The organism is Paraburkholderia phymatum STM815, assembly GCF_000020045.1.
In the GTDB taxonomy this organism is placed as follows: domain Bacteria; phylum Pseudomonadota; class Gammaproteobacteria; order Burkholderiales; family Burkholderiaceae; genus Paraburkholderia; species Paraburkholderia phymatum.
Genome location: NC_010623.1, coordinates 1,979,925 through 2,002,112 on the forward strand (window position 1 = coordinate 1,979,925; position 22,188 = coordinate 2,002,112).

Below are 22,188 nucleotides of genomic sequence, written 5' to 3' on the forward strand. Positions count from 1 at the left end.
CTAATTTCCAGCCGCGCCTAACGAACCTTAGGCGAAGCTTGACCTAAGGTTCGAAGTGTTTGAGTATCGACAGGTCCTGGCGCGCATGCGTCAGGGCGATTCCGACCGCGACATTGCCAGCGCACGCCTGATGGGGCGTGGGAAGCTGAAGACCGTCAGGCAAGTCGCGCTCGCTCGGGGCTGGCTCGATCCCGGTCAGCCCTTGCCGGACGACGCCGAACTGGCAGCGATCTTCGGACGCAATCCGAAGCTGCCGCGTAGCTGCGTCTCCACGATTGAACCGTTTCGCGATCTGGTGCGCGGCTGGTATGACGCCGACGTGCAGGGCACGACGATCTTCAACGCGCTTCAGCGCAATCACGGCTATACGGGCAGCTATTCGGCAGTGCGGCGCTTCCTGCTGCACCTGAAGGCCGAGCGCGGCGTGAGAGCGACGACGATCCTGGAGTTCGCGCCGGCGGACGCGGCGCAGCTCGACTTCGGAGCCGGTCCGGTGCTCATGCATGAGTCCGGGGTTGTGCTCAAGACATGGTTCTTCGTGATGACGCTGTGCTGGTCACGGCACCAGTATGCAGAGATCGTCCTCGATCAAACGGTCGAGACGTGGCTGGCCTGCCATCGGCGTGCCTTCGAATGGTTCGGCGGCCGCGTGGAGCGCGTCATCATAGACAACGCCAAATGCGCGATCACAAAGGCGTGTATGTACGATCCCGAGGTACAGCGCTCGTACGCCGCGCTGGCCGAAGGGTACGGCTTCCGGATCGATGCATGCCCTCCACACGATCCTGCGAAGAAGGCATACGCTTCATACTGCACCTTGTGCGGTTGGTGGAACAGCGATAAACGTCGGTTGAGTCGAACTGTAGCGACCCCCTTGGCCTTTGACCAGGACGACGTCGCCGACGGGCTCATAGAGACAGCGATGCAGATTTCCGTAGCGATGCTGACGCAACAGCCCGCGCCGGGCCCATAGGTGGATGCTAGTCGGACAGACCCCGAGTTGTGCGGCGAGTTCGTTGGCTGTCACCATGCCGCGTTCGCGCAGGCGCTCAAACCGGCTCTTGAGCCGGTAGGCGGTGCGTACGAGGTAGACCTTCTTGTGCGTGAACGTTTCGCCTTTCCAGTTTGTATAGCCGAGCGCATTAAGCTGTTCTGCGACTTGTCGGTCCGAGCCGGTTTCGAGAAGTTCGTCGATCTTCGCAACGACTTCCGGTAGCGTCTTTCGAATCAGTGCGATAGGCTTGGGCTTATCGATCTCCAATGAGGTAGTTCGGCCGCCGCGAAAACGTACATGGATTGCGACGCGTTCGGATTTGACCAGGGTGACGTCTTCGATGAGCAAAGCGACCATGCGCTTGCGCTCGAGCGGCACGACTCGCTGATCATTCCAAACACGAGGGAAGTCCTCGGCGAGCGACTGAATCTTGGTTCGCGCATCGCTGCTTAACAGCTTATGATCGGCCTTCTGGAGTCGTTCGTTCTCCTGTTGCAAGCCGTCCAGCACACGTAGACGTTCGTTCCAGTCCGCTTCGAGCGTGTCAGCGACAAGCCGGTTGGTCGGATCGACACTCATATATCGACGACGCGCGAGCTCGGCATCGTAGCGAGCTCGGGCCAGTTGGTTCTGACGTTGATCGGCGGCCTGTTTGACGCGCCCGGATATCTCGTCTTCTACAGCTAGCGCGACCTCGAGAGCAGCCGGTGCGACACTCTCTAATAGAAGCGAGCCTATCGTGTCATCGATGGCACTTCCACGAACCGATTGGCAGGGTTTGCTGGCACGGCGCACTGGGTTCTCCGTGCACATATAGTAGGGTTCGAGTTTATTACCGACGACCTGATACCGTACACGCATGCGTGCGCCACACAATCCGCACACGACGCGCCCCTGCAGGAGCCCAACGCCCTCACGTGGCATGCTGCCTCGTCGATCGCGCCCGAATCCCGTTAAATTCTGCTTAAGCGTCGCCTGGTTGCGTTCGAACTCGTCCCAATCAATAAAGCCGGGATGCGCATTCTGGATTAACACCTGCCAGTTCTCGCGGTCAACCTTAAGTCCGAAGGATTTGCGTCCCTGACGATATGCTCCGCGTGTGCGACCGTATACGAAGGCACCGGCATAACGGGGGTTGTGCAATATCTGAATAACGCGACAGTGCTCCAATGGCCCCCAAATCAGATCTCCCTTGCCAATCCCCCGGCGGATGCGACGCGGAAACAGCCAGCCTTCCTGGCGAAATCGCTTGACCGTGGCTGTAGCTGACGCAGCCTGTCGAAACGTATCGAATAGCAACTGCAGCGCGCCCCTGACCTGTTGATCAGGATCGAGAACCACTGAGCCGTTCGGGTGATAAACAAGCCCTATGGGTAACGGCACTTCCAGTTCGCCCCGGCGTGCCTTGTTCTTGATGCCACCTTGTAGCCGGCCTTTGAGAACATGAAGCTCGGCCTCGCTCATGGCGCCCTTTAAGCCCAGTAAAAGGCGGTCGTTAAATTGACCAGGATCGTAAATTCCATCTTCGTCGCAAATCAAAGTTTGCGTGAGCGATGCGAGTTCGATCAGGCGATGCCAGTCTGCGTTATTGCGCGCAAGACGCGATACTTCCAATCCCAGCACGATGCCGGCGTGACCATTGGCGACCTCGGCGACAAGGTGCTGAAAGCCATCTCGCCCCTGGGTGCTGGAACCGGACATACCGAGATCGTTATCGACGACGTGAATACGTTCGATCGGCCATCCGAGCGAAACGGCACGATCGCGCAGCGCATATTGCCGTTTCGTACTCTCGGTATTCTCGAATACCTGGCGAAGTGACGACTGTCGAACGTAGAGGAACGCATCACGCCGCAGATGTTCAGCGGTGACCTTCAGAGCGGAGTTAGTAGACATGGGCAAGCTCCTCGTGGGTGCGCAGTACGAGGTTGGCGAGCACGCGAACAAGCGCGCCGTTATCCCGCACTGAGTTGGAAGCAGGCACGGTTGGAGTGGGAGCCTCGATGCGCGAAGCGTCCGGGCGTTGGATCGCCAGCCCGTGCAACAGGCCATGAAAGCGTATGGCCGCGTGGCCTTCTGAGTTAGGACCTGTGTCGAGCAGGTCGGCCCGTAGCGCTTCGTAACGAGCAAGCGCTGACGATGGCAGACGGAATTGCGGCGAATCGTCTACGGTTTTTTTTTGCGTGCTAACGCACGTTCGATACTGCGTGGGTGGATCGAAAGCTCCAGCCAGGTTTCGATCTCCTGCGCAAGCGCGCGAGCGCGAAGGCTGCCGTCTTGCTGTAGACGCTCCTCGATGAACGCCATGACCACCGAGTTGAGTTTGTGCGCGCCTTTGGGCCCACGCTGTTTCGGAAGCAACCCTGGCAGCCCCTCGCTCGCGAAGGCGCTCTCCGCTTGATAGAAGGTCGGCCTGGACATTCCGAACAGGGCGGCCGCCTCGGCCTTGGAAGCGCCATCGACCCGAACATGACGCAACATCTCGTACTTGACCTGAACAAGGTCGTCGGGGTCGAAGAAATCGCCCGATCGAAACCATGGCGCCCGTATTCGGTCGGGATGAGGATTGAGAGCACCAAGTTCGCGTAGTCGATCGCGCTTTGACGGTGGCTTGGTCATTACATGATCTCTCGTTGACGAAACGAAAACTAAAATACGCCGCTTTGTTCGAATTGTCAAAAATCTCAGTGATCTGGTGTACGCTATACGATGCGGTCATTTCCCCGTAAAAATTGAGGCAGTGTTGATGAGTCAGAACCAAGAACATCTCTATATCGGCATATTTCTTCTTACGTAAGCGGCGAAATTTATTTGACATCACGCGCTCCCAACAAATCGTCGACGAGCGCACGTAATCGAAGCAGGTCGTCAGTCCTAAACCAGGAATGTCCACCGGAGGCCTGCGCGAACAGATCTGGCTCCGGGACATCGGTCCAGGATGCCAGCACCGAGCACAGACGCTTGTGTGCGTCGTAATACATCACGCGATCTTCACCCCAGTTCTGCTTACGACTCACCAGGACAAAGTGATTTCCACGTGCTGGGTGGAATGGGTGGGTAATCTCGAAGGACGCGCCTTTGACTACGTGACGTTCCTCATGACAGACAGTTGCTGACTTGCGAGAAGGGCATCGTTGAGGCCGGAGTCAAATACATCAAACGATCCTTCGTGCCGCTGCGCGAATTCCGCGATCTCGCCGACGCCAACCGTCAATTGCGCGACTGGGTGATGCAGCAGGCCGGCACGCGCGAGCACGGCACGACGCGCGAGCAGCCGCTTGCACGTTTCGCCATCGAGAAGCCACTGCTCGCCAGACTGCCCGATGTGCCGCCAGTGCTGGCCGTATGGTGCGAGGTCAAGGTGCATACCGACGGACACGTCGTCTACAAGAAGGCACTGTACTCGGTGCCGTTCACGCTCGTCGGCAAGCAGCTGTGGCTGAAGGCGACCGACACGGTCGTGCAGGTGTTCCACCGCCATGAGCTCGTCGCGACCCATCCGCGCCTGCGCAAGCCCGGCGATCGCCACACGGTGCGTGACCACCAGCCGCCCGAAACGCAAGCGTGGCTCGAGCACGATCCACAGTGGTGCCTGGCGCGGGCAAAGGATATCGGGCCAGCCTGCCACGCGCTCGTTCTCGCGATGTTCAACGACAAGGTGCTCGTCAACCTGCGCGGCGCACAGGGCGTCGTGAGGCTTCGCGAGAAGGTCGGCGATCAACGGCTGGAGGCTGCGTGCGAGCGTGCGCTCGTGTTCGCCAGCCCCAAGTACCGCACCGTCAAGACGATCCTCGACAAGGGGTTGGACAGCCAGCCCACCGCAGCACCAGCGCCGACGCCGGCGCCTGCCGACACCTATCTGAACGGCGGCCGCTTCGGCCGTGACCTCCATTCCCTTCTGATCCATTGAACGCCTATGCATCCCAGTCCAGAACTGAACACGATCCTCAAGCAGTTGCGCCTCTCGGGCATCCTTGACTCGCTCGAGCAACGCAACCGTCAGGCCATCGACGGGCAACTTGCCTACACGGAGTTCCTCGCCATGCTTCTGCACGACGAGGTCGCACGGCGAGAGCAGAAGAAGCTCGGCGTGCGGCTTGCCCGCGCTGGCTTCTCCCTGGGCAAGACGCTCGAGAACTTTGACTTCGACCGCGTTCCCAAGCTCAACCGCGCTCACATCCATGATCTCGCCGCCGGCCGCTATATCGACGAGAAGGTCTGCGTGCTGATGGTCGGCCAAACCGGCGTCGGCAAATCGCATCTCGCGCAGGCCTTGGGCCACAGCGCCGCACGCCAGGGCCGCGATGTCCTGTTCATCACGCAAACCGAATTGCTCAAGAAGCTGCATGCAGCACGGGCGACTGAGCTTTATGAACGCAAGTTGCAGCAGTTCGTGCGCGTTCCGGTGCTGATCGTCGATGACTTCGCACTCAAACCCCTGCGTGCGCCCCATGACGAAGACTTCCACGACCTGATTGCCGCGAGGTATGAGCGCGCGGCGACGATTCTGACGTCGAATCTCGACTTCAGCGAATGGGGCGACGCGTTCCCCGACAACCGCATCCTCGGTGCTGCCACGCTCGATCGGCTAAGGCACGGCGCCTACCGCGTCGTCATTGAGGGTGAGAGCTTCCGCAAGCCGAAACCGATGCCCGAAAACGGCGAAAACGCGGTTGCAAAATCAGGCAAAAAAACGCATTCTTGAGTCCCTTCGAAATCGCGTTTCGGGGCCATTCCAGGTGGCCTCATTACGCCGATCATCCCCGGCTCGATTACGCCGATCCGTGACACGTGGCAGGTGCGACGGCAGTGGCTTGCGTCCCGTCGGCTTGCTGGCTTCGGTGCGAGGCTGCTTCAGCCTATCGGCCGCCGTCGCGCCGTCGTCAGTCTGCAGACGTCTCTTCGACGATCTGACGCTTCTCGTCGTGCGTATGTCGACGATATGCGCGTGGGCCATCGACTTCGGTCAATTCAGTCACTGTGTCCATTCCCGTTGTGGACACAGTCACATTTGTGCCCAGGGGAAAGCATGGCGTCGCCCTCGTCGGGCGTCTATACGGTCACGGTCGGACGCTTACCCTTTAGCAACCGTTGCCCAACACGCTGTCAAGAGCGGCGGTCGGCGCCCGGTCACTTTCGTTGGATTCCCTCACAACCTTAAAAGCATTTACTTGGCGGAAGCAGTCAACACCGCTTGTCAAGTTCAGGCAAGCATCGCGAATTTCGGCTACCTACGATGCTGAACAGATGAGAGAAATCAAACGCACCATACAGAATACTTCGGGCGTTTCGCGGTACCTCGTTAACGATAGTGTAGATATTGAAACTATATTTCATAATAAGTTTTTATATTTCTTATTGATTTCGCGACTCTATTTTAATTATAGGATAAAAATGGTGACGATTTATCAGGAAGCAAATAGCCAAGCGATTCGCGCCGACGAGTTTGATTTGTCGAAATCGAGCTCAACGCGAATTACCATCACATGTTTCGTGGCGTGGGTCTTGTCTGTATACGATTTTACGTTGTTTGGCACGCTGTTGCCTGAGATCTCGAAGAGCTTTAACTGGTCCGTCAGTCGCTCCACAGAGGTCGCGACATGGGTTACGGTCGGTACCTTCATCGTTTCAGTCGGGCTCGGCCCGTTCTTGGATCGCTATGGCCGCCGCACCATGCTCATCGTTACCGTTCTCGGTGCAGCTTTTAGCTCGGGAGCAACCGGGCTTGCCATGGGGGCCGTTAGTGTCGTCTTGATCCGCGCGTTTTCGGGTTTTGGCTATTCCGAAGAGGTTGTGAATTCGATGTACATCAATGAAGTTTATCGAAATTCGAGTAGACGCGGATTGGTTTACGGGTTCGTCCAAGGCGGCTGGCCGGTTGGTGCATTGATTGCGGCTGGCCTAACTGCGATTTTGCTTCCGATCGTGGGCTGGCGATGGTGCTTTGTGATCGCCATGGTGCCGTCTGTATGCGTCGCAGTTTCGGCGCGCAAGCTGCCCGAATCTCCTGTCTTCTTGGCGTTGAGGGCTAGTGAGCAGAACGCTGCAAGCCGACCAAAGGCAAGTCTCCGTGACCTATTCACACCCGGCATCAGATTGCATAGCGTGTGTACCCTGTTGGTTTGGTTCTGTAATTGGATGACGGTGCAAGTTCTTCTTGTGCTTGGTACCACGGTACTAACCGTTGGTAAAGGTGTGTCGTTTGAGAATTCCCTGATTGTTCTGGTCAGCGGAAACGCTATTGGCTATCTTGGCTTTATCGTCCACGGTTGGCTCGGAGACAGAATCGGGCGGCGCCTTACAGTCATTGTGGGGTGGAGTTGTGCTTTCGTTGTAACTGCCTGCATGCTTCTCGGCCCTAAACATGCCACCTTTGTTTATGCGATGTACGCGCTGAGTTTGTTCTTCGTTAGCGGTCCAGTCGCAGCGCTTATGTTCTATTTTGGTGAGTCGTATCCGCCTCAGATTCGCGGTATGGGAATGAATTTCGCGCACATTATGGGTCCAGTGGGCGCGATCGCAGGTGCGGGATTGTTGAGCGTTCTCCTTAGCTCCGGAATGCCTATGATTCACGCTGCGTTTATCACAGGGTCGTTGCCGATGCTGTGTGCTGTTTTGCTTATGTTCGGAACCCGGAAAATTGATCAATCGATAGGATCATAATGCGGGTATGACGCGGATTCAGTGGACTTGATCTGATTTCTACCGGGAATGGGGATGCCGGCTCCAACGACGGGCTTCCCCACCAGCTGCAACAGCGTCCGTTCACTGCCGACTCGAGTAAGGCGAGCTTCATACGTTTACTCGAGCGGCGGTCAAACGCTATTGCAGAGGCGACCGCCTCGAATTAACACATTGCAAGGTGTGCGCAACGGCCATCTCTATCTGTTCGCGAACTCTGGTCGCGAGCACGCTGCCGTGAATTACACCTTCGGCGCGACGAAATATCAGCGACATCGATCCCGAGGAGTATCTGCGGTTTGCCTCGACCGTCTCGCCGAGCACGCAATTAGCCGCGATGACGAACTCTTGCCTTGGCTCGTCGAGGCTTCGCGAATCCTAAAGATCCTGGACTTTGGCTAGGGTAACAATCTCGTCGTGCGTGGATCGTTGGAGTCCTTCATAACACTATGGATTGCAGTGTCAATGCGTGGAAGGGGGATCTCTAATTGAAGGTTAACGATGAAATTCGAAAGAACTGGGCGGCGACAAATGGAATGAACGCCCCATCCTCATAGTTGGGGGCGTTCATTCCATTGTCGCTGAAGGGCCGTGCTGCTTGACGCCGTCTAAAAGAACTACGAAATCATCAATTCACACGATCACGGATATGTGTCCAAGGAGGAGGGCGTGCCCTTAAATCGTTCTGGGCGGTTCCTGCCGAGGTAGTCTAGGATCGAAGAAAACGTAAGTCATGGGCTGCGAAGGCTTATCGAGCAGCAATGAGGGATGGTACGGGTTCACCATAGTCAAGCCACGAGCAGACAGACGTCATTTCGCAGAATGCTACCCGCAAGTATGGCAAATAGCGCTTAGTAAACCTAATGACGCGATACTGGTCTTCTCTTGTTGAGTCAGAAGAATTCGCGATGGACTATGGCTTATGTAAGCAGGTCTTCGAAGTAGGCACCGAATTGCCTACTTTTGTGCCTGATGAGGATTTCGAGGATCCAGATGTATGGACTAGGCGACGCGTCCATCTGACGCAACGAGCCGTTGTATCGGTGAGGGAAGTCGCCAACGCGATGGCCCGCCATGATGGGATCAAAGATCCATCCGAGCTTGTCCGCCTCTTGAGCAGCGAAATCGTAGAGATCTGTTCCGGTTAGAGTCCGAGTCGCCCAGGCATCCCGAACGCGATCCCACAACAGCTTCACGTCATGTTTTGCACGTAGCATTTCAGGGTCGTCACCGACGACAAAGGTAGCACCCGCATCGGCTTCCCATCCCTTCCAGAGCGGACCGATATCGATAGTAATGATGTCTTGGGTAGCCAGAGTCACGCTTGGGGTCGACGGCGCGCCGTACTCAAGCATCGTGTTGCAGCCGAAGCGAATACAGATCGCGTGCCACCCCTGGAGCAGGCCCAAACTCTTCAGTACCTTCCTTGCCGCATGTGTGGCTTCAGGCTCCGTCATGCCCGGTTGCATGGCTTCTGCTATCGCCTCAATTCCTTCCCACGTTCTGTTGCGAGCTTCGATCATGCCTTCTGGACTAAAAGCCCGGCCAACGCATTCTCGATCAACTTGATTCTGGTCCATTTCAGTCTTCCAAACCGGATACGCGACCCGGCGAGCCGGGAAGGTGAATTGTGTGGGAGCCAACTTGTTGGCATAGTGCCATTTGGCAAGCAAGCCGATGCCCTTCGGACGAAGACTCCAGACACTCCAGCAGATCGGCCTCGTCCTCGTTCATGCCATCCAGAAGCGGAGGTTCAACCCTTACCTTGCATGTCCCACAAACTGCCCCGCCTCCACAGTAATGGTCCAGGTTTAACCCCGCTCGAAGCAGAACCTGGAGGAGGGTCTGGCCGGTCTCAGCGTGGATGCGACCTTGCATCTGCCCTTCGAAGCTCACGGACACGTCTGTCAGTGGAGAGGAGTTGCTAGCCAGTGGTCGAGTCGAATTGAACGAGTCTGTAAAGAAGCGGTCTGGGATGAGACCTCGCTCCTCCACCAGTTTTTTGCGCGCGGCTTCGATCATTGCTGGCGATCCGCAAGCATAGACGTCGAATTCGACAAGGCTCTGGTGATCCTCCGCCACGCACTCTTGTAGGTAGCCCATACGCCCTGACCAGTCTTTTGCTGTCGGCGCCGCCAATACAGGAACAAAATGGAAATCAGTTCCCGCTGCTGACCACTGTTGTGCGAGTTCTGTTTGATAGATGTCTTGCTCAGTGAAACCACCCCAATACAAATAGACGGGTGCAGTCCTGTTCCAAAGCTGATGGGTTTCGACGAGCGACTTGATAGGGGAGAATCCCGTTCCCGTTGCCAGCAAAATGACAGGTCGTTGGTTCGGAGTTGACCATGTGAACGTGCCGAACGGGCCGTCCAGACCAAGAATGTCTCCTCGTTGTGCATTCTCGAACAGCCAGGTGGTGAATTCGCCGAACTTTTGACGACGAATATGCAACTGTATTCGACCCTTCTCACAGTCCCGACTTGCAAGCGAAAAGTACTTGGATCGATCGCCAGTCCAACGGATCGCGACAAACTGTCCAGCCTTGAAGTCGAACGGCTCTTCGTCCATCAGCTTCAAATCAACTACGGCTACTTCAGGTGTTGGAAAGGAGATGTTGTCAATCTGAGCCGGACGGGTGAGCGTCCCTTCCTGCTTCTCTCGGCAGTCGATAGTTAGGTCGGAGCGCGGGAACGTTTGACACATCAGGACGCTGGCAGGGTTGCCGTCCTTCGACACGGTTTGCGTGTCTCCGTGTATACCGACCGAAAAAGTCCCGTCAAGCACCAAGCCATTGCATTGGCCGCATATGCCACGGCGACACGAATGATCGATGGCGCAGCCGGCCTGCATGGATGCGCTGACGATATCAATAGTGGCGCGGGCGTCGAATAGTGTTTCGTTACGTATGTTTGATAATTTCATCGCAATGCAAGGCTCACCGGTCCAGATCAGAAACATGCGCCGAAGCTGCGGTGTGAAGCTTCAATGGAGTGCAGCCCGTGTCGGAGATATGGCCACGAGGATTCATCGGAAGCGGAGGGAGAAAAGCCAAGGTGTGTTCAATACGGACAGGATGATTTCGTGCGCAGCTGGTTGACGGCCGGCTAGACCGTTGCTCCGATATATACGGTATGGTCAGTCTAAAATACTGGTTGGTCAAGATAAATTTTGTAAAGTGGACCGAAAGCCGCGAGGATCGGGGCAGACGTCGCTCTGTGCCGAGCGTCGTTCCGCTATCACCGATGGAGCGGCTCCCAGAATCTCGCACGACCGTCGCGGGAGAAGCGTACGCATGGGGACGGTCGGCGCAGGCTCGGTCAACCGAAGATCAAATTTGCATCTCGTGGGCCAGAGCGCGCGGCAGCACGAGAACCTTTCCGCGTCTATCGCGCTCGTATAAGGCTTCTACGGCACACCTCGCGTTCTCGAGGGCAAACGCGATCGTCGCAGGAGGCTGGAGATCGCCCCGGGCAGCCATTGCGAAAAGCGCGTTCCGCACACGCCGTGCAAGCTTTGGGCGACTGGCAAGGAAATAGCGAATGTCGACGCCGTGCAAAGTCGCGTTTTTGAGTAGCGCAAGGTTTACGGGAAGTGATGGAATGGTTCCGCCTGCGAAGCCGACGACCAGATATCGCCCCCCTTTTGCCAGTGATCGAAACGCAGGCTCCAACATGCTGGCCCCTACAGGATCTAATACGACGTCAACGCCTTCTGGCGCGACCTTCTTGAGGGCCTCACGCCAATTTGGCAGACTATAGTCAATCGTCTGCATTGCTCCCAACTCATACGCAGCATCGCGCTTCTGCTCGCTGGCGGCTGCAGCAATTACGCGCGCACCCGTGTGCACTGCAAGCTGGATGGCTGCTGAAGCGACCGCGCCTCCGGCACCGAGCACCAAAAGGGTATCGGCTGCGGTTAGTCGTCCCTGGTCAAATAGTGCATAGTGTGCCGTCTGAAAATCGACTAACATAGCCGCTGCCATGGGCAACGAAAGTTCGTCTGGGACGGTGTCAACCTCGACGGCGTCTACTACAACGTGTTCCGCCAAGCCGCCGCCAAGTTGCCAGGTAACCACACTCTGGCCAACTGCATGCGACGTTACGTCACGACCCACGGCGTCAACCACGCCGGCAATCTCCCCGCCGGGAACATAAGGTAAGGGTGGTTTGATTTGGTAACGACCCTGTATCATCAGCCCGTCGACGAACCCGAGAGCGGCTGCCGCAATGCGAATTCTTAATTGACCTGGACCGGGCTCCGGAACCGGTCGGTCGACGATTGAGAACGAGTCAAGCTCGAATGCTGTGCCTAAGAAGCTCCGCATTCCTATCTCCAAGTTGCTGCTTGCAGCGGCAGTCGGCAAGCAGATCTCCCTCATACTGACCTTCGGCGCGATTCAGTCGGCCCTACGCGCTTGTTCGCGCGCTGGGTAGCTCGGGAAACTCGAGAGGTCGACTCTGCGCAAAACTGGCCTGCTGAAAGATGCATTAGACAGAAGGGGCGGCACGAAACAATACCCAACCTTGAACGTGGCCGCGCCAGAGCGACTGGATACTCAACAATCAACTCCCAAGTGTCGAATTGCATCTTGACTACGGGCCAGTTCGCGTAGACGAAACTTCTGTACCTTGCCTGTGGCCGTCTTGGGTAGGTCAGAAAACACTACCCGCCGAGGGCACTTGTAGTGGGCTAGTCGCTCTCGGCAAAATGCCACTATTTCTTCCGCAGTAGATTGCCGGGCGTCGGGGCGCAATTCGACAAAAGCGCACGGCACTTCTCCCCACTTTTCGTCGGGCTGCGCAACGACAGCCGCAAGGAATACGGAAGGGTGGGTATGGAGCACATCTTCCACCTCCACGGAGGAAATGTTCTCACCACCCGAAATTATCACGTCTTTTGACCTGTCGGTGATCTGTACATACCCATCCTCATGGACAACAGCCACGTCTCCGGTTCGGAACCATCCCCCCTCGAAAGCGTGCTGGGTCGCCTTCGGATTCTTAAGATACCCCATCATGACTGTGTTACCGCGCATCATGATTTCACCCGCAGTCCTGCCATCTCGTGGCACGGGCAGGAGCGTCGCGGGATCCGCCACAATCAAGTCTTCAAATACGACAGCTCGCACGCCTTGTCTTGCACGCTTTCTGGCTTGTTCAGGTACCGGCAACGTGTCCCAGTCGTCTTGCCAAACGCAGCTCACCGGAGTGCCGCTCACCTCCGTGATGCCAAACACATGATCCACGTCGAATCCTATTTCCGCGACCGACTTGAGTACGGCTACAGGCGGTGGCGATCCAGCCGTCAAGACCCGAACCGGACGAGATAGCTTTTTACCCGCAGCGCCACTGGCGATCCCCGCTAACACGATCGGTGCGGCGCAGAGATGGTCAATCGGGTAGTTCTCGATTTCGGCGAACACGTTCTCAGCGTTCACCTTGCGAAGGCATACATGGGTACCTGCGGCCGCGGTGATGGCCCATGTGAAACACCAACCGTTCGCATGAAACATCGGAAGGGTCCAAAGGTAGACCGGTTTGCGGGGCATCGCCCAGTTTGTCATTTGTAGCAGACTCATGAGGTATGTGCCGCGATGACTGGCCACCACCCCTTTGGGATCGCCTGTTGTGCCCGATGTGTAGTTCAAGGCAATCGGCTCCCACTCGTTGTTCGGCTTGTTCCCTTCGTAGCTAGGATCGCCTTGATCAATGAGGCTTTCATAGTCTGTCTCACCGACGGACGGACCGGAGGGCGCCATGTAATCCTCGATATCAATGACCGTCGGAGGACTGTCGAGTCGCGTGAGAGCTTCGGCAGCAAGACTGGCAAACTCTCGATCTACAAGGAGTAACTTGCACTCGCTATGGCGCAAGATGAACGCAACGCCTTCCGGGTCGAGTCGGTAGTTAATTGCGTTGAGTACAGCTCCCGCAAGTGGGACACCAAAATGTGCCTCGAGCAGCGCAGGCGTGTTCGGCGCAATGATGGATACTGTGTCACCTCGCGTGATACCCCTCGCAGCGAGGGACGACGCAAAACGGTAGCATCGCTCACGTGTCTGGGCCCAAGTTTGCTTGAATTGCCCATGGACAATTGCCAGATGGTTGGGATGTACTTGCGCAACGCGATCAAGAAATCCCAACGGGGTGAGAGGGAGGTGGTTAGCCTCGCAACGATCGAGCCCGTTTTCATAGATTGAAGCACTCACTTGGTCGTCTCCTTATTGTCCCGATGAAAAGTAGTGAACGCACGCACCGGTTCTCGTTCGGTAATCAGTGTATTTTCAAGGCTGTTTTCATCGGCATATCCCAGGCTCATTCCACACACCAGCATCTGGTTTTCGGGGATTTGCAAAACACTCGAAATGACCCTATGGAACTTCAGAAAGGCCGCCTGAGGGCAGGTATGCAGCCCATGTCCACGAGCAGCGATCATCACGTTTTGCAGGAACATTCCCGTGTCTAGCAGACTTCCTACTCCCATGACACGGTCAATGGTGAAGAACAAGCCGACGGGCGCATCAAAGAAGCTGTAGTTTCGCCCGTGCTGAAAATGCATACGCTCCTTATCACCCTTCTCTATGCCGAGCAAGCCATAAAGGCTCCAACCAACCTTGCGTCGACGATCCAGATAGGGTGTGACCCATTCACGTGGGTAATAGTCGTACGGGTCCTCAAGGCCTAAACTTCGAACGGGATCGTTGTCGACTTCCTTAATGGCAGCAGACAGGCGTGTCTTCACCTCTCCCGTCACAACATGCACGTGCCAAGGCTGCATGTTGACGCCGGATGCACTGAAACGTGCGACATCAAGGATTGACTCGATCTCCTCGTGGGAAACAGGTTTGCTCAGAAACGCTCGCACGCTACGGCGCGTGCTAATCGCCCAGTTGATGGCTCGGCGCACGTCCTGGAGGGACGCAAACGGAGGGGGGGAGAGACGGTTCATTGATTCGCTCGCATTCGAAATATTCCCGACCGCGCGGTTTTCCTGTTCGTTGAGACGAGAGATGCTTTAGATTGGCTTTCTTTGCAGGGTTGATAGCAGCGGATTCGCCGGCGCTACTGACCACATTACAGGCGTGCTGTGATCGCGATTTTTGGCCTTTTCTACGGCGCCGGATTGCAGTGTCATCCGGACCGCGCACTCAGGACATGCCCGCGAACTTCAACTTCAGTGAGGTCCTTGGACACCCGTTTTATCCAAGGTTCGCGCGGTGGCAGCCGAAGTGGTTACAAGCGAAGGGATTCCGGGAATCGTCGCGAGAGTCACCAAGTGGTGCCGGGGTGCGGTCCGTGCGGACTGTGGAACGGGGACTGTTATGACTTGGCCGAGAAGAGGTCACATCAAGGTTTCAACGCCTCGCTAGCTTGACTTGCTCCACGGCTAGGAAAAGCTGCGAGCCTAGCCGCTTGAAGATAATTGTCTTCCGTTGAATCTCTTGCCCTGAACCTTAATTGTTGTCACTCGGTGTGTGAGAAGACGAGCCGTAGCCTGCCGTCGACATTTGCGCCCCTTTTGAAGATTGGGGGCACGCATTTTACGAATTGACCGACCGGCTCGTTTTGCTTGCGGGGCGCTCCTTGCTGTGGCGATAAATCCCCGGACTTGCTCCGGTCCATTTTTTGAAGGCGCGATGAAATGCACTCGTTTCCTGAAATCCAGTGCGTGCCGCAACTTCAGCGACAGTGAGAGAACTGTTTGAAAACAAGTCGATGGCGATGTCGCGTCGCAACTCATCTTTTAGGCGTCGATAGCTCATGTCCTCTGCAAGAAGGCGGCGCTGCAGCGTCGCGCTCGACATGTTCATCAACTGCGCAAGTGTGTCGAGTTCGGGCCACTCATCTGGGGTCTGCTTTCGCAAGCGACGTCTTATTAATGCAGTTGTGCTGGATTCGTTGCGGTACTTCACCAGTATGTTTGCTGGGGCTTCCTGCAAAAATGCTCGCAATGTGCTTTCTGTCTCCACCACTTTCAGATTTAGGAAACGGCGGTCAAATCGAATTAACGTTTCTGTTGCAGAGAAAGTAATATCTTCGCAGAATCGGGTGCGATAGTCGCTGTCATCGTTTGGAGCAGTTGCGCGAAATCTCATTTCATGCAATGGGATTCGTCTGCGAGCGAGCCAGCAGGCAAAGCCGTGCACGAGGATGTACCATGTCCCGTAGGCGAACAGGCGGCGGGTCACCCCTCGGTCGTGCAGGATTATCAAGGCCTGATCGCCCTCGCAGCGTAGCTCTCCATGGAGATCGTCCAGGACTGCGCGTAGAAACTTCAGCATACGACGAAGGGCGTGCTCGAGATTTTCAGTATGCAGAACCGCATGGCACATAAGGGCATAGCTACCGCGGCGCATCGGATGGCTATCAAGGCCGAAGAACTCATCTCCCATCAGGTCGGCCAACGCGGCCCACAGGCGCGCGAAGGCTAAGGTAGAGACTCGGGCCCTACTGGCGCTAAGCAGTTCTTCAGAGATACCGGCATGTTGCAATGCAGCGCGGACATCCAGATTGCGCTGCGTAGCTGCGAATATTGCCTCGTGAACCAGGTTAATTGAGGTTGTACCTTTGTCGTGAGTCAAAGTCATGTGTGCAGTCCGATTCGCGAAAATGCGTAGCGATGGGAATGGTTTTCGGTAACCTATCACAGGCGTCAAGAGTCTTGGCCAGGATGCATGTTTGAACCGATCGGGTTAGCGAACTTCACACATGTGGTCGTACAGGGGTTTCGATTCTTTCCGGTCCACGTAGCGTTGACCTCTTCAAATGGTGCATTGACCAGATTGCGGAATTTCACGTTTTGCGGTTGAATGGTTTTCATGTATCTATGGACCAGAGCGACGCCGAGGCCTCGTTCGACGAGGGTCACAATCGTATGTTGGTAGTCAGTCTCCATGCGAACCTTTGGCGCGGATACGGCACTTTTGCAGTGGTCGTAATGATGTCATAAAAGTGCGGCGAAGCTTTACGACGATTCATGAGGCATGGCTCATCGCGCTGATAGGCTGCGGCGTTAATTCGTCTCTGTCGGTCAAGGGCAATCCATTGGCATTGCAGCAACGAGTGGCCCACGAAATACCGTTTGCGTATCAAAGTCTTATCTCTCTCTAGGGGATACATCAGCGCAACGACGAGTCTGCTTTCCCGGATATCTCGTATCAGCAATTTGGGTACCGCCTCGCGAACCCCAGATCAACATCAGGGTAATCGGATGTGTGAGCACGCGTTATTGGCGGAACGACGCTGTAGGTCGCGGCAAACTTCGTTTCTATGGTGCTTGCCACACCTCAAAAAACGTCGAAAGCGACAGGCGTTGTTCTCAAAAGTAGGTAAAAACACCGTACTCAGCGCAATACGCAGAGTGGCTGCCTCGGGCATGTCCTCGATGCGTACGCGTGCGATGCCAGCGCTAATCTCAATCACGCCCGTGACGACCGGCTGTTCCTTACTCAGCGACTGAACCGGCACTGCAGCCACGCTCTCAACCGTGCGTTCCTCGCGGCCCACTTCTACTGGCAACAGGGGCGGCGACTCATACTACCCGCCTTATTGAGTCGACGCCATTTGAGCAACAGATTCGAAATTGAACCGTGCGACTGAGACACATGGTACGCATAGCAGCGTTGCGAGTTCTTGCCGAAACCCGATTGCGTAGTCAGGGTACCTTTACGCGTCCGTCTCGCGGCTGTCGGGCTGTCGCCCATCGCAGGTGACAAAGTAGGCTCCACCACTCGTTTGGTGAGGTCTACTGTGTCCACTTCGGTGCTATCGGTTTAGACGGTGCTCATAGCGACGCTTACGACCGTCGCGGAACCATCGTAAGCATTAGGGCTACGCTGAACAAGCCGCTGAATTTGCGACGTGTCGGCAATGAGGAGGTGTTCAGGTCGTGAAGCCGACCATCACTCCTCGGCTTTTGGCCCTTGCGGGCATTGCACGCGGGCGTTTTGCCCGCCTTTCGCCCATTACGGGCGCACCTGTGCCATCAATCGCGTGCGCGACAGGTACACGTTGGCGAGTGCCAAAGCTATGAAGGCCCGGTTCGCATTCTTCGCCAACCCGCGGTAGCGCACCTTCGTGAAGCCCCACAGTCGTTTGACCACCGCGAAGACATGCTCCACGCGTGCGCGGATCCTCGACTTGTGGCGGTTCTTGCCGCGTTGCACCTCATCGACTTCACCCGCGCGGCGGGTGCGCTGATTCGTAAAGTCGCGCGCCTTCGGCGCTTTGCTGTGGATCAGCGCCTTCTGGCTGGCGTATGCGCTGTCACCATAGACCCGGCGCTCCTGGCGGTGCAGCAATTGCGGCAGCGGATGCTTGTCATGCACGTTGGCCGGCGTGAGCACTGCGCTGTGCGCCAGGCCACTCTGGCTGTCCACGCCAATATGCAGCTTCGCGCCAAAGTACCATTGCTTGCCTTTGCGCGTCTGATGCATCTCGGGGTCGCGCGACTTCTGCTCATTCTTCGTCGAACTTGGCGCACCGATGATCGTGGCATCCACGATCGTGCCGCTCTTGAGTTTCATGCCGCTCTCCTGCAGGACCCGGCCGACTTCGGCAAACAGCTTCTCGCCAAGTTTGTGGGTTTCGAGGAGACGGCGAAATTTGAGCAGCGTGGTGGCGTCTGGCACCGCCTCGCAGCCCAGATCGATTCCGGCAAAGCGACGCAGGCTAGCACTATCATAGAGTGCCTCTTCACACGCGAAATCGGCCAGGTTGAACCAGTGCTGGATGAAATGGATGCGCAGCATGCGCTCCAGATCAATCGGCGGGCGGCCATTGCCGCGCTTCGGGTAATGCGGCTCGACCACCGCGCACAGCTCAGCCCACGGCGTAATTGCATTCATCGTATCGAGAAACTCATCGCGCCGCGTCCGTTTGCGGTGCGTGTCGAAACCCGCACCTTCATCAGCGGCCATCGCCAGCGTCTGCTGCTTCATCCTGTTCTGTCTTCCTTATCCACTCCGATCTATAACGCTCGGAGTGGCTCTGCGGTGGACTTAGCGGGTAAGGAGACGGCATTGCTGCCGCCCCCTCCCCAAAGAACCGCCCAAGCGACTTTCACCGCAAACGGCTCAAGCACAGCTAAAGCATCATCAGCTGATGCCGGTCTCGCCGTACTGCACAAGACCTTCGCAAACGACATTTCGTTGGTTCATCTCATTGCTGAGACGAGGGCGCTGAACTGCGTACAGCAGTCTCTTCGTAAGCGATCCACTATCGACGTCTACCCAACAGCACTCTGAGCGAGGAGCATAGGTGTCCACCTATTTGTGAGGTGGACACCTATGGCTGACAAAGACTTAGAGCTGAGAGTAGTTCGGCAAAGCAGCGACGGCCGTCGCCGCTACGATGAAAATGGCAAACGAGCATTGATCGAGGCGGCGTTACGCCCCGGCGTCTCGGTGGCGCGCATGGCGCAAGAGCACGGGATCAACGCCAACCTGCTGCGCAAGTGGATCACGAAATACCTGATGGAGCGCGAGAAAGGCGTCTCGCCGACGCCGCAGGATAACGGCGACGACTACTTGCCGCATTCGGGTGATGCGACTGACAGCCTGGCGATCGATCCTCCGAGTTCTCACCAACTCGTCGTTGCCGCGGCACCACCACCTGCGTTCGTACCTGTCGTTGCGGTACCGCCTGCGTCTACACCACCGCCCCCGTCGATGACGCTCACGCTACATGTGCATCTCTCGAACGGTGTCGAACTCGAACTGGGCAAAGCCATCGCGACCATTGATGAACTGACAACCCTGGTTCAGATCCTTGGGAGGATGCCGTGTTCCGGTTCGACGACAAGCTGAAAGTGTATCTGCACCGCGATCCTGTCGACTTCCGGTACGGCATGAACAGCCTGTCGATTCTCGTTGAACAGTCGATGCGCCTGAATCCGATGGACTCGTCGCTTTACATCTTCGGAAACCGGCGTCGCGACAGGATCAAGATCCTTGGCTGGGACGGCAGCGGTTTCTGGCTGATGATGAAACGATTGGAAGCCAGCCGTTTCATCTGGCCCGACAACAAGGCTGAGGTCGTGACGATGACGACCAACGTGCTGCACGCGCTGCTCGATGGCGATGACATCACTACGATTCGACGACATCCGAAGCAGGAATATCTGCGTGTGAGCTGAACAGGCAGACGGTGTGCTGGTCTAACCCAGCATGCCGGTCAACGTCACGATCACCGCCGACGAACTGAAAGAGCTGCTCGCCGAACGCGATGCCGCTCGTGCGTTGCGAGAAGAACAGGAGGCATTACGCGGCGCCCTGCGGCTCGTGACTGCGGAACGCGATCTCGCCGAGGAACGACTCCGGGCCTACCGTCACGAGTTGTTCGGCGCAAAGAGCGAGGCACGAGATTCGGATCAACCCAGCCTGTTCAACGAAGCCGAGGTGCTCGGCGCGAGCAGCTCACCTGCTCAGGAAGATACGCCAGAATCGACGGTCGGCGCACATACGCGCAAGAAGCGAGGCCATCGCAAGCCGCTTGATCCCAACCTGCCGCGCGACGTGGTGCGGCACGAGCTGCCTGAGGCTGAACGCTTCTGCATGAACGATGGTCACGCGCTCGTCGAGTTTGGCGTGGAGATCAGCGAGCAGCTCGACGTGATTCCGGAGCAGCTTCGCGTGATCCAGCACCAACGCGTCAAATATGCGTGTCCGTGCTGCGATCTCGGCATCAAGGTGACGCCGGCGCCGCCTCGCATCATCCCTCGCGGCCTGTTGAGCGAATCGGCGCTTGCATGGATCGCCGCCGGCAAGTATCAGTTCGGGATGCCACTGTATCGCCAGGCCGGTCTGCTACGCCGCTTCGGCGGCGACATCTCGTCGAACACGATTGCTGCGAGCATGGTCCGTGTGGGTCTCGGAACGCAACCCGTGATCAACCTGATGCGCGATGCGTTGCTCGATGCCGAGCTGATCTACTGCGACGAGACGACACTCCAGGTGTTGAAGGAAAAGGGCCGTCGACCGCAAACGAAGAGTTACCTCTGGGCGCAGATGACCGATTCGGGCGTGCCCATCCGATGCTTCACCTATACACCGGGGCGTGGCACCAGGCTGGCCGACAAGCTGTTCACCGGGATCCGCGAGGGCGCGGTCATGATGACCGATGGGTACGAGCCCTACAACGACATTGCCCGGCGTCACCAGCTCGTGCACCTTGGATGCTGGGTTCACCTGAGACGGTACTTCGTCAAAGCAGAGGATAGCGTACCAAAGGCTGCCCGAACGCCCGATCTGTTGGCGACGCGCTTCATCAAATTGATCGGCAAGCTGTTCGCGGCCGAGGCGCGCAGTACGACGTGGAGCGCACAGCGACGACAGCGGTTGCGACGACGATACAGCGCGCGCGTACTCAATGCCATCCACGCGCTGATGCTCGAGCAATCGGCCGGCGTCGTACCGAAAAGCCTGCTCGGCAAGGGACTGACTTACCTGCGCGCGCAGTGGCCCAAGCTCATCCGTTACGTCGAGAACGGCGACTGGCCTATCTCGAACAACGCTGTTGAGAATGCGATTCGACCATTCTGCGTGGGGCGCCGCGGATGGCTGTTCTCGGACACCGTCGGAGGCGCGAACGCGAGCGCCAATCTCTATACGCTCGTCGAAACCTGCAAAGCAAACAGCATCGATCCCTACCGGTACCTCACCTGGCTGTTCCAGCGCCTGCCTATGGCGAAGACCGTCGACGACTACGACGCGTTGCTTCCCTGGAAAATGCCGGCCGATCTCCGCTGACCCGCATCACTACCACACCTCACGCGCTCCGCCACCTTACTCTGAGGGGCGTCGTTCGTGGATCGCATACGTCTCTTCCAAGCTTCCCTACGTCGAACCTTAAACATGCGCCGGCGACAGCCGCACCACGCGGAAGTCTGCGCCCTTTCGGGCTAGGGCAAAGTTCGAACCCCTATCCGCTCCATTACAGAGCGGCATTCGCTTTTTCCGCGTTCTCTTACCCGCTTCCCCAACAGCTTCCCTCGCAGGTCGCCTGCCACGGATTCGATGTTCTGAACCTTTGGCGGAGAATCGGGCTTACCACGTTCCCATTCCTGCCGACCCGACTATTCCCGGGCCTATCCGTTTAGCGTCTGTCTATTCCCCGGCAGCGCTTATGACGACGTGCTCCCTCTGATCAGAGAAGCAACCGGCTGCACACCTTTTGGTCAGGGCCTGTCAGCCGCTTTGGCCCTTTGGCAATAACGGGGTTTATCAACAATTCACTTACGTTACGCATGCGGAACTTGCCTGGCACCTCACACCGCACGGCGGCTGGCAGTGTCGACCCGCCCCGTCACCGGGGTGAGCCGTCAATCGAGAGGCACGTTGTCTCCAAAGCTTCATACCCAGCCGTTACCAGTTGAGCATGTCTGGATAGGCAACTGTCGGTCGCACAACAGGTCGCAGTTCCAAGCGCCATTACTTCGGCGCTTGGGATACGACAAGACAAGAACGAGCTTTGCTGCCCTCACTACTTGACGTTCGACACGCTATGGGCAGC

General features: G+C 57.1%; 15 protein-coding genes and 3 pseudogenes. 7 read left to right on the top strand and 11 right to left on the bottom strand.

Annotated features, from left to right (window positions below):
- Nucleotides 1-55: 55 nt before the first annotated feature.
- Nucleotides 56-796: pseudogene (istA, locus tag BPHY_RS24585) on the top strand (IS21 family transposase); the annotation flags it as partial.
- 9 nt (nucleotides 797-805) lie between these two features.
- Here the strand turns inward: istA and BPHY_RS39795 are convergent.
- The 3 genes from BPHY_RS39795 to BPHY_RS42635 form a co-directional block, all read right to left on the bottom strand.
- Nucleotides 806-2,890 carry a recombinase family protein gene (locus tag BPHY_RS39795; RefSeq protein WP_012404129.1) on the bottom strand — a complete coding sequence of 695 codons (2,085 nt, stop codon included), beginning with the start codon at nucleotides 2,888-2,890 and terminating at the stop codon, nucleotides 806-808.
- Nucleotides 2,891-3,160: 270 nt separating this feature from the next.
- Entirely contained in the window at nucleotides 3,161-3,613 is a 453-nt protein-coding gene (locus BPHY_RS24600; RefSeq protein WP_012404130.1) for a helix-turn-helix domain-containing protein, read from the bottom strand.
- 188 nt (nucleotides 3,614-3,801) lie between these two features.
- Nucleotides 3,802-4,056 carry a DUF5372 family protein gene (locus BPHY_RS42635; RefSeq protein WP_167538891.1) on the bottom strand — a complete coding sequence of 85 codons (255 nt, stop codon included), beginning with the start codon at nucleotides 4,054-4,056 and terminating at the stop codon, nucleotides 3,802-3,804.
- Between the two features lie 59 nt (nucleotides 4,057-4,115).
- On the opposite strand from BPHY_RS42635, the pseudogene BPHY_RS24610 reads away from it, so the two are divergent.
- From BPHY_RS24610 to BPHY_RS24620, 3 genes and pseudogenes are all read left to right on the top strand, one after another.
- A pseudogene (locus BPHY_RS24610) lies at nucleotides 4,116-4,904 on the top strand (Mu transposase domain-containing protein); the annotation flags it as partial.
- 6 nt (nucleotides 4,905-4,910) lie between these two features.
- Complete coding sequence (istB, locus tag BPHY_RS24615) at nucleotides 4,911-5,699, top strand: IS21-like element helper ATPase IstB (protein WP_012404172.1); 789 nt, start codon at nucleotides 4,911-4,913, stop codon at nucleotides 5,697-5,699.
- Nucleotides 5,700-6,241: 542 nt separating this feature from the next.
- Entirely contained in the window at nucleotides 6,242-7,657 is a 1,416-nt protein-coding gene (locus BPHY_RS24620; protein ID WP_083775892.1) for an MFS transporter, read from the top strand.
- Nucleotides 7,658-8,595: 938 nt separating this feature from the next.
- Here BPHY_RS24620 and BPHY_RS24625 read toward each other — a convergent pair.
- The 8 genes and pseudogenes from BPHY_RS24625 to BPHY_RS24655 form a co-directional block, all read right to left on the bottom strand.
- Nucleotides 8,596-9,255, bottom strand: coding sequence for a M24 family metallopeptidase (locus BPHY_RS24625; protein ID WP_012404175.1), 660 nt, complete (start codon nucleotides 9,253-9,255; stop codon nucleotides 8,596-8,598).
- Nucleotide 9,256: 1 nt separating this feature from the next.
- On the bottom strand, nucleotides 9,257-10,636 hold the full coding sequence (locus tag BPHY_RS24630) for a 2Fe-2S iron-sulfur cluster-binding protein (protein ID WP_012404176.1): 1,380 nt from the start codon (nucleotides 10,634-10,636) through the stop codon (nucleotides 9,257-9,259).
- Between the two features lie 370 nt (nucleotides 10,637-11,006).
- Nucleotides 11,007-12,002 carry an NADPH:quinone oxidoreductase family protein gene (locus BPHY_RS24635; protein ID WP_012404177.1) on the bottom strand — a complete coding sequence of 332 codons (996 nt, stop codon included), beginning with the start codon at nucleotides 12,000-12,002 and terminating at the stop codon, nucleotides 11,007-11,009.
- 231 nt (nucleotides 12,003-12,233) lie between these two features.
- Nucleotides 12,234-13,886, bottom strand: a complete 1,653-nt coding sequence (locus BPHY_RS24640) for an AMP-binding protein (protein ID WP_012404178.1) — start codon at nucleotides 13,884-13,886, stop codon at nucleotides 12,234-12,236.
- On the bottom strand, nucleotides 13,883-14,626 hold the full coding sequence (locus BPHY_RS24645; protein ID WP_012404179.1) for a nitroreductase: 744 nt from the start codon (nucleotides 14,624-14,626) through the stop codon (nucleotides 13,883-13,885). The genes BPHY_RS24640 and BPHY_RS24645 overlap by 4 nt, the downstream gene beginning before the upstream one ends.
- A gap of 592 nt (nucleotides 14,627-15,218) precedes the next feature.
- Nucleotides 15,219-16,265 carry an AraC family transcriptional regulator gene (locus BPHY_RS24650; protein ID WP_012404180.1) on the bottom strand — a complete coding sequence of 349 codons (1,047 nt, stop codon included), beginning with the start codon at nucleotides 16,263-16,265 and terminating at the stop codon, nucleotides 15,219-15,221.
- Between the two features lie 65 nt (nucleotides 16,266-16,330).
- Nucleotides 16,331-16,600: pseudogene (locus BPHY_RS44260) on the bottom strand (LysR family transcriptional regulator); the annotation flags it as partial.
- 1,042 nt (nucleotides 16,601-17,642) lie between these two features.
- On the bottom strand, nucleotides 17,643-18,617 hold the full coding sequence (locus BPHY_RS24655) for an IS5 family transposase (RefSeq protein WP_012404181.1): 975 nt from the start codon (nucleotides 18,615-18,617) through the stop codon (nucleotides 17,643-17,645).
- 348 nt (nucleotides 18,618-18,965) lie between these two features.
- Between BPHY_RS24655 and BPHY_RS24660 the strand changes: the two genes are divergently transcribed.
- Genes BPHY_RS24660 through tnpC form a run of 3 tightly spaced genes read left to right on the top strand, consistent with a single transcriptional unit; the run spans nucleotide 18,966 to nucleotide 21,425 of the window.
- Nucleotides 18,966-19,484 carry a transposase gene (locus tag BPHY_RS24660; RefSeq protein ID WP_012404182.1) on the top strand — a complete coding sequence of 173 codons (519 nt, stop codon included), beginning with the start codon at nucleotides 18,966-18,968 and terminating at the stop codon, nucleotides 19,482-19,484.
- Entirely contained in the window at nucleotides 19,460-19,813 is a 354-nt protein-coding gene (gene tnpB / locus BPHY_RS24665) for an IS66 family insertion sequence element accessory protein TnpB (RefSeq protein ID WP_012404183.1), read from the top strand. Before BPHY_RS24660 ends, tnpB begins: the two co-directional genes overlap by 25 nt.
- 31 nt (nucleotides 19,814-19,844) lie before the next feature.
- On the top strand, nucleotides 19,845-21,425 hold the full coding sequence (gene tnpC / locus BPHY_RS24670; protein ID WP_012404184.1) for an IS66 family transposase: 1,581 nt from the start codon (nucleotides 19,845-19,847) through the stop codon (nucleotides 21,423-21,425).
- The last annotated feature ends 763 nt before the right edge of the window (nucleotides 21,426-22,188 follow it).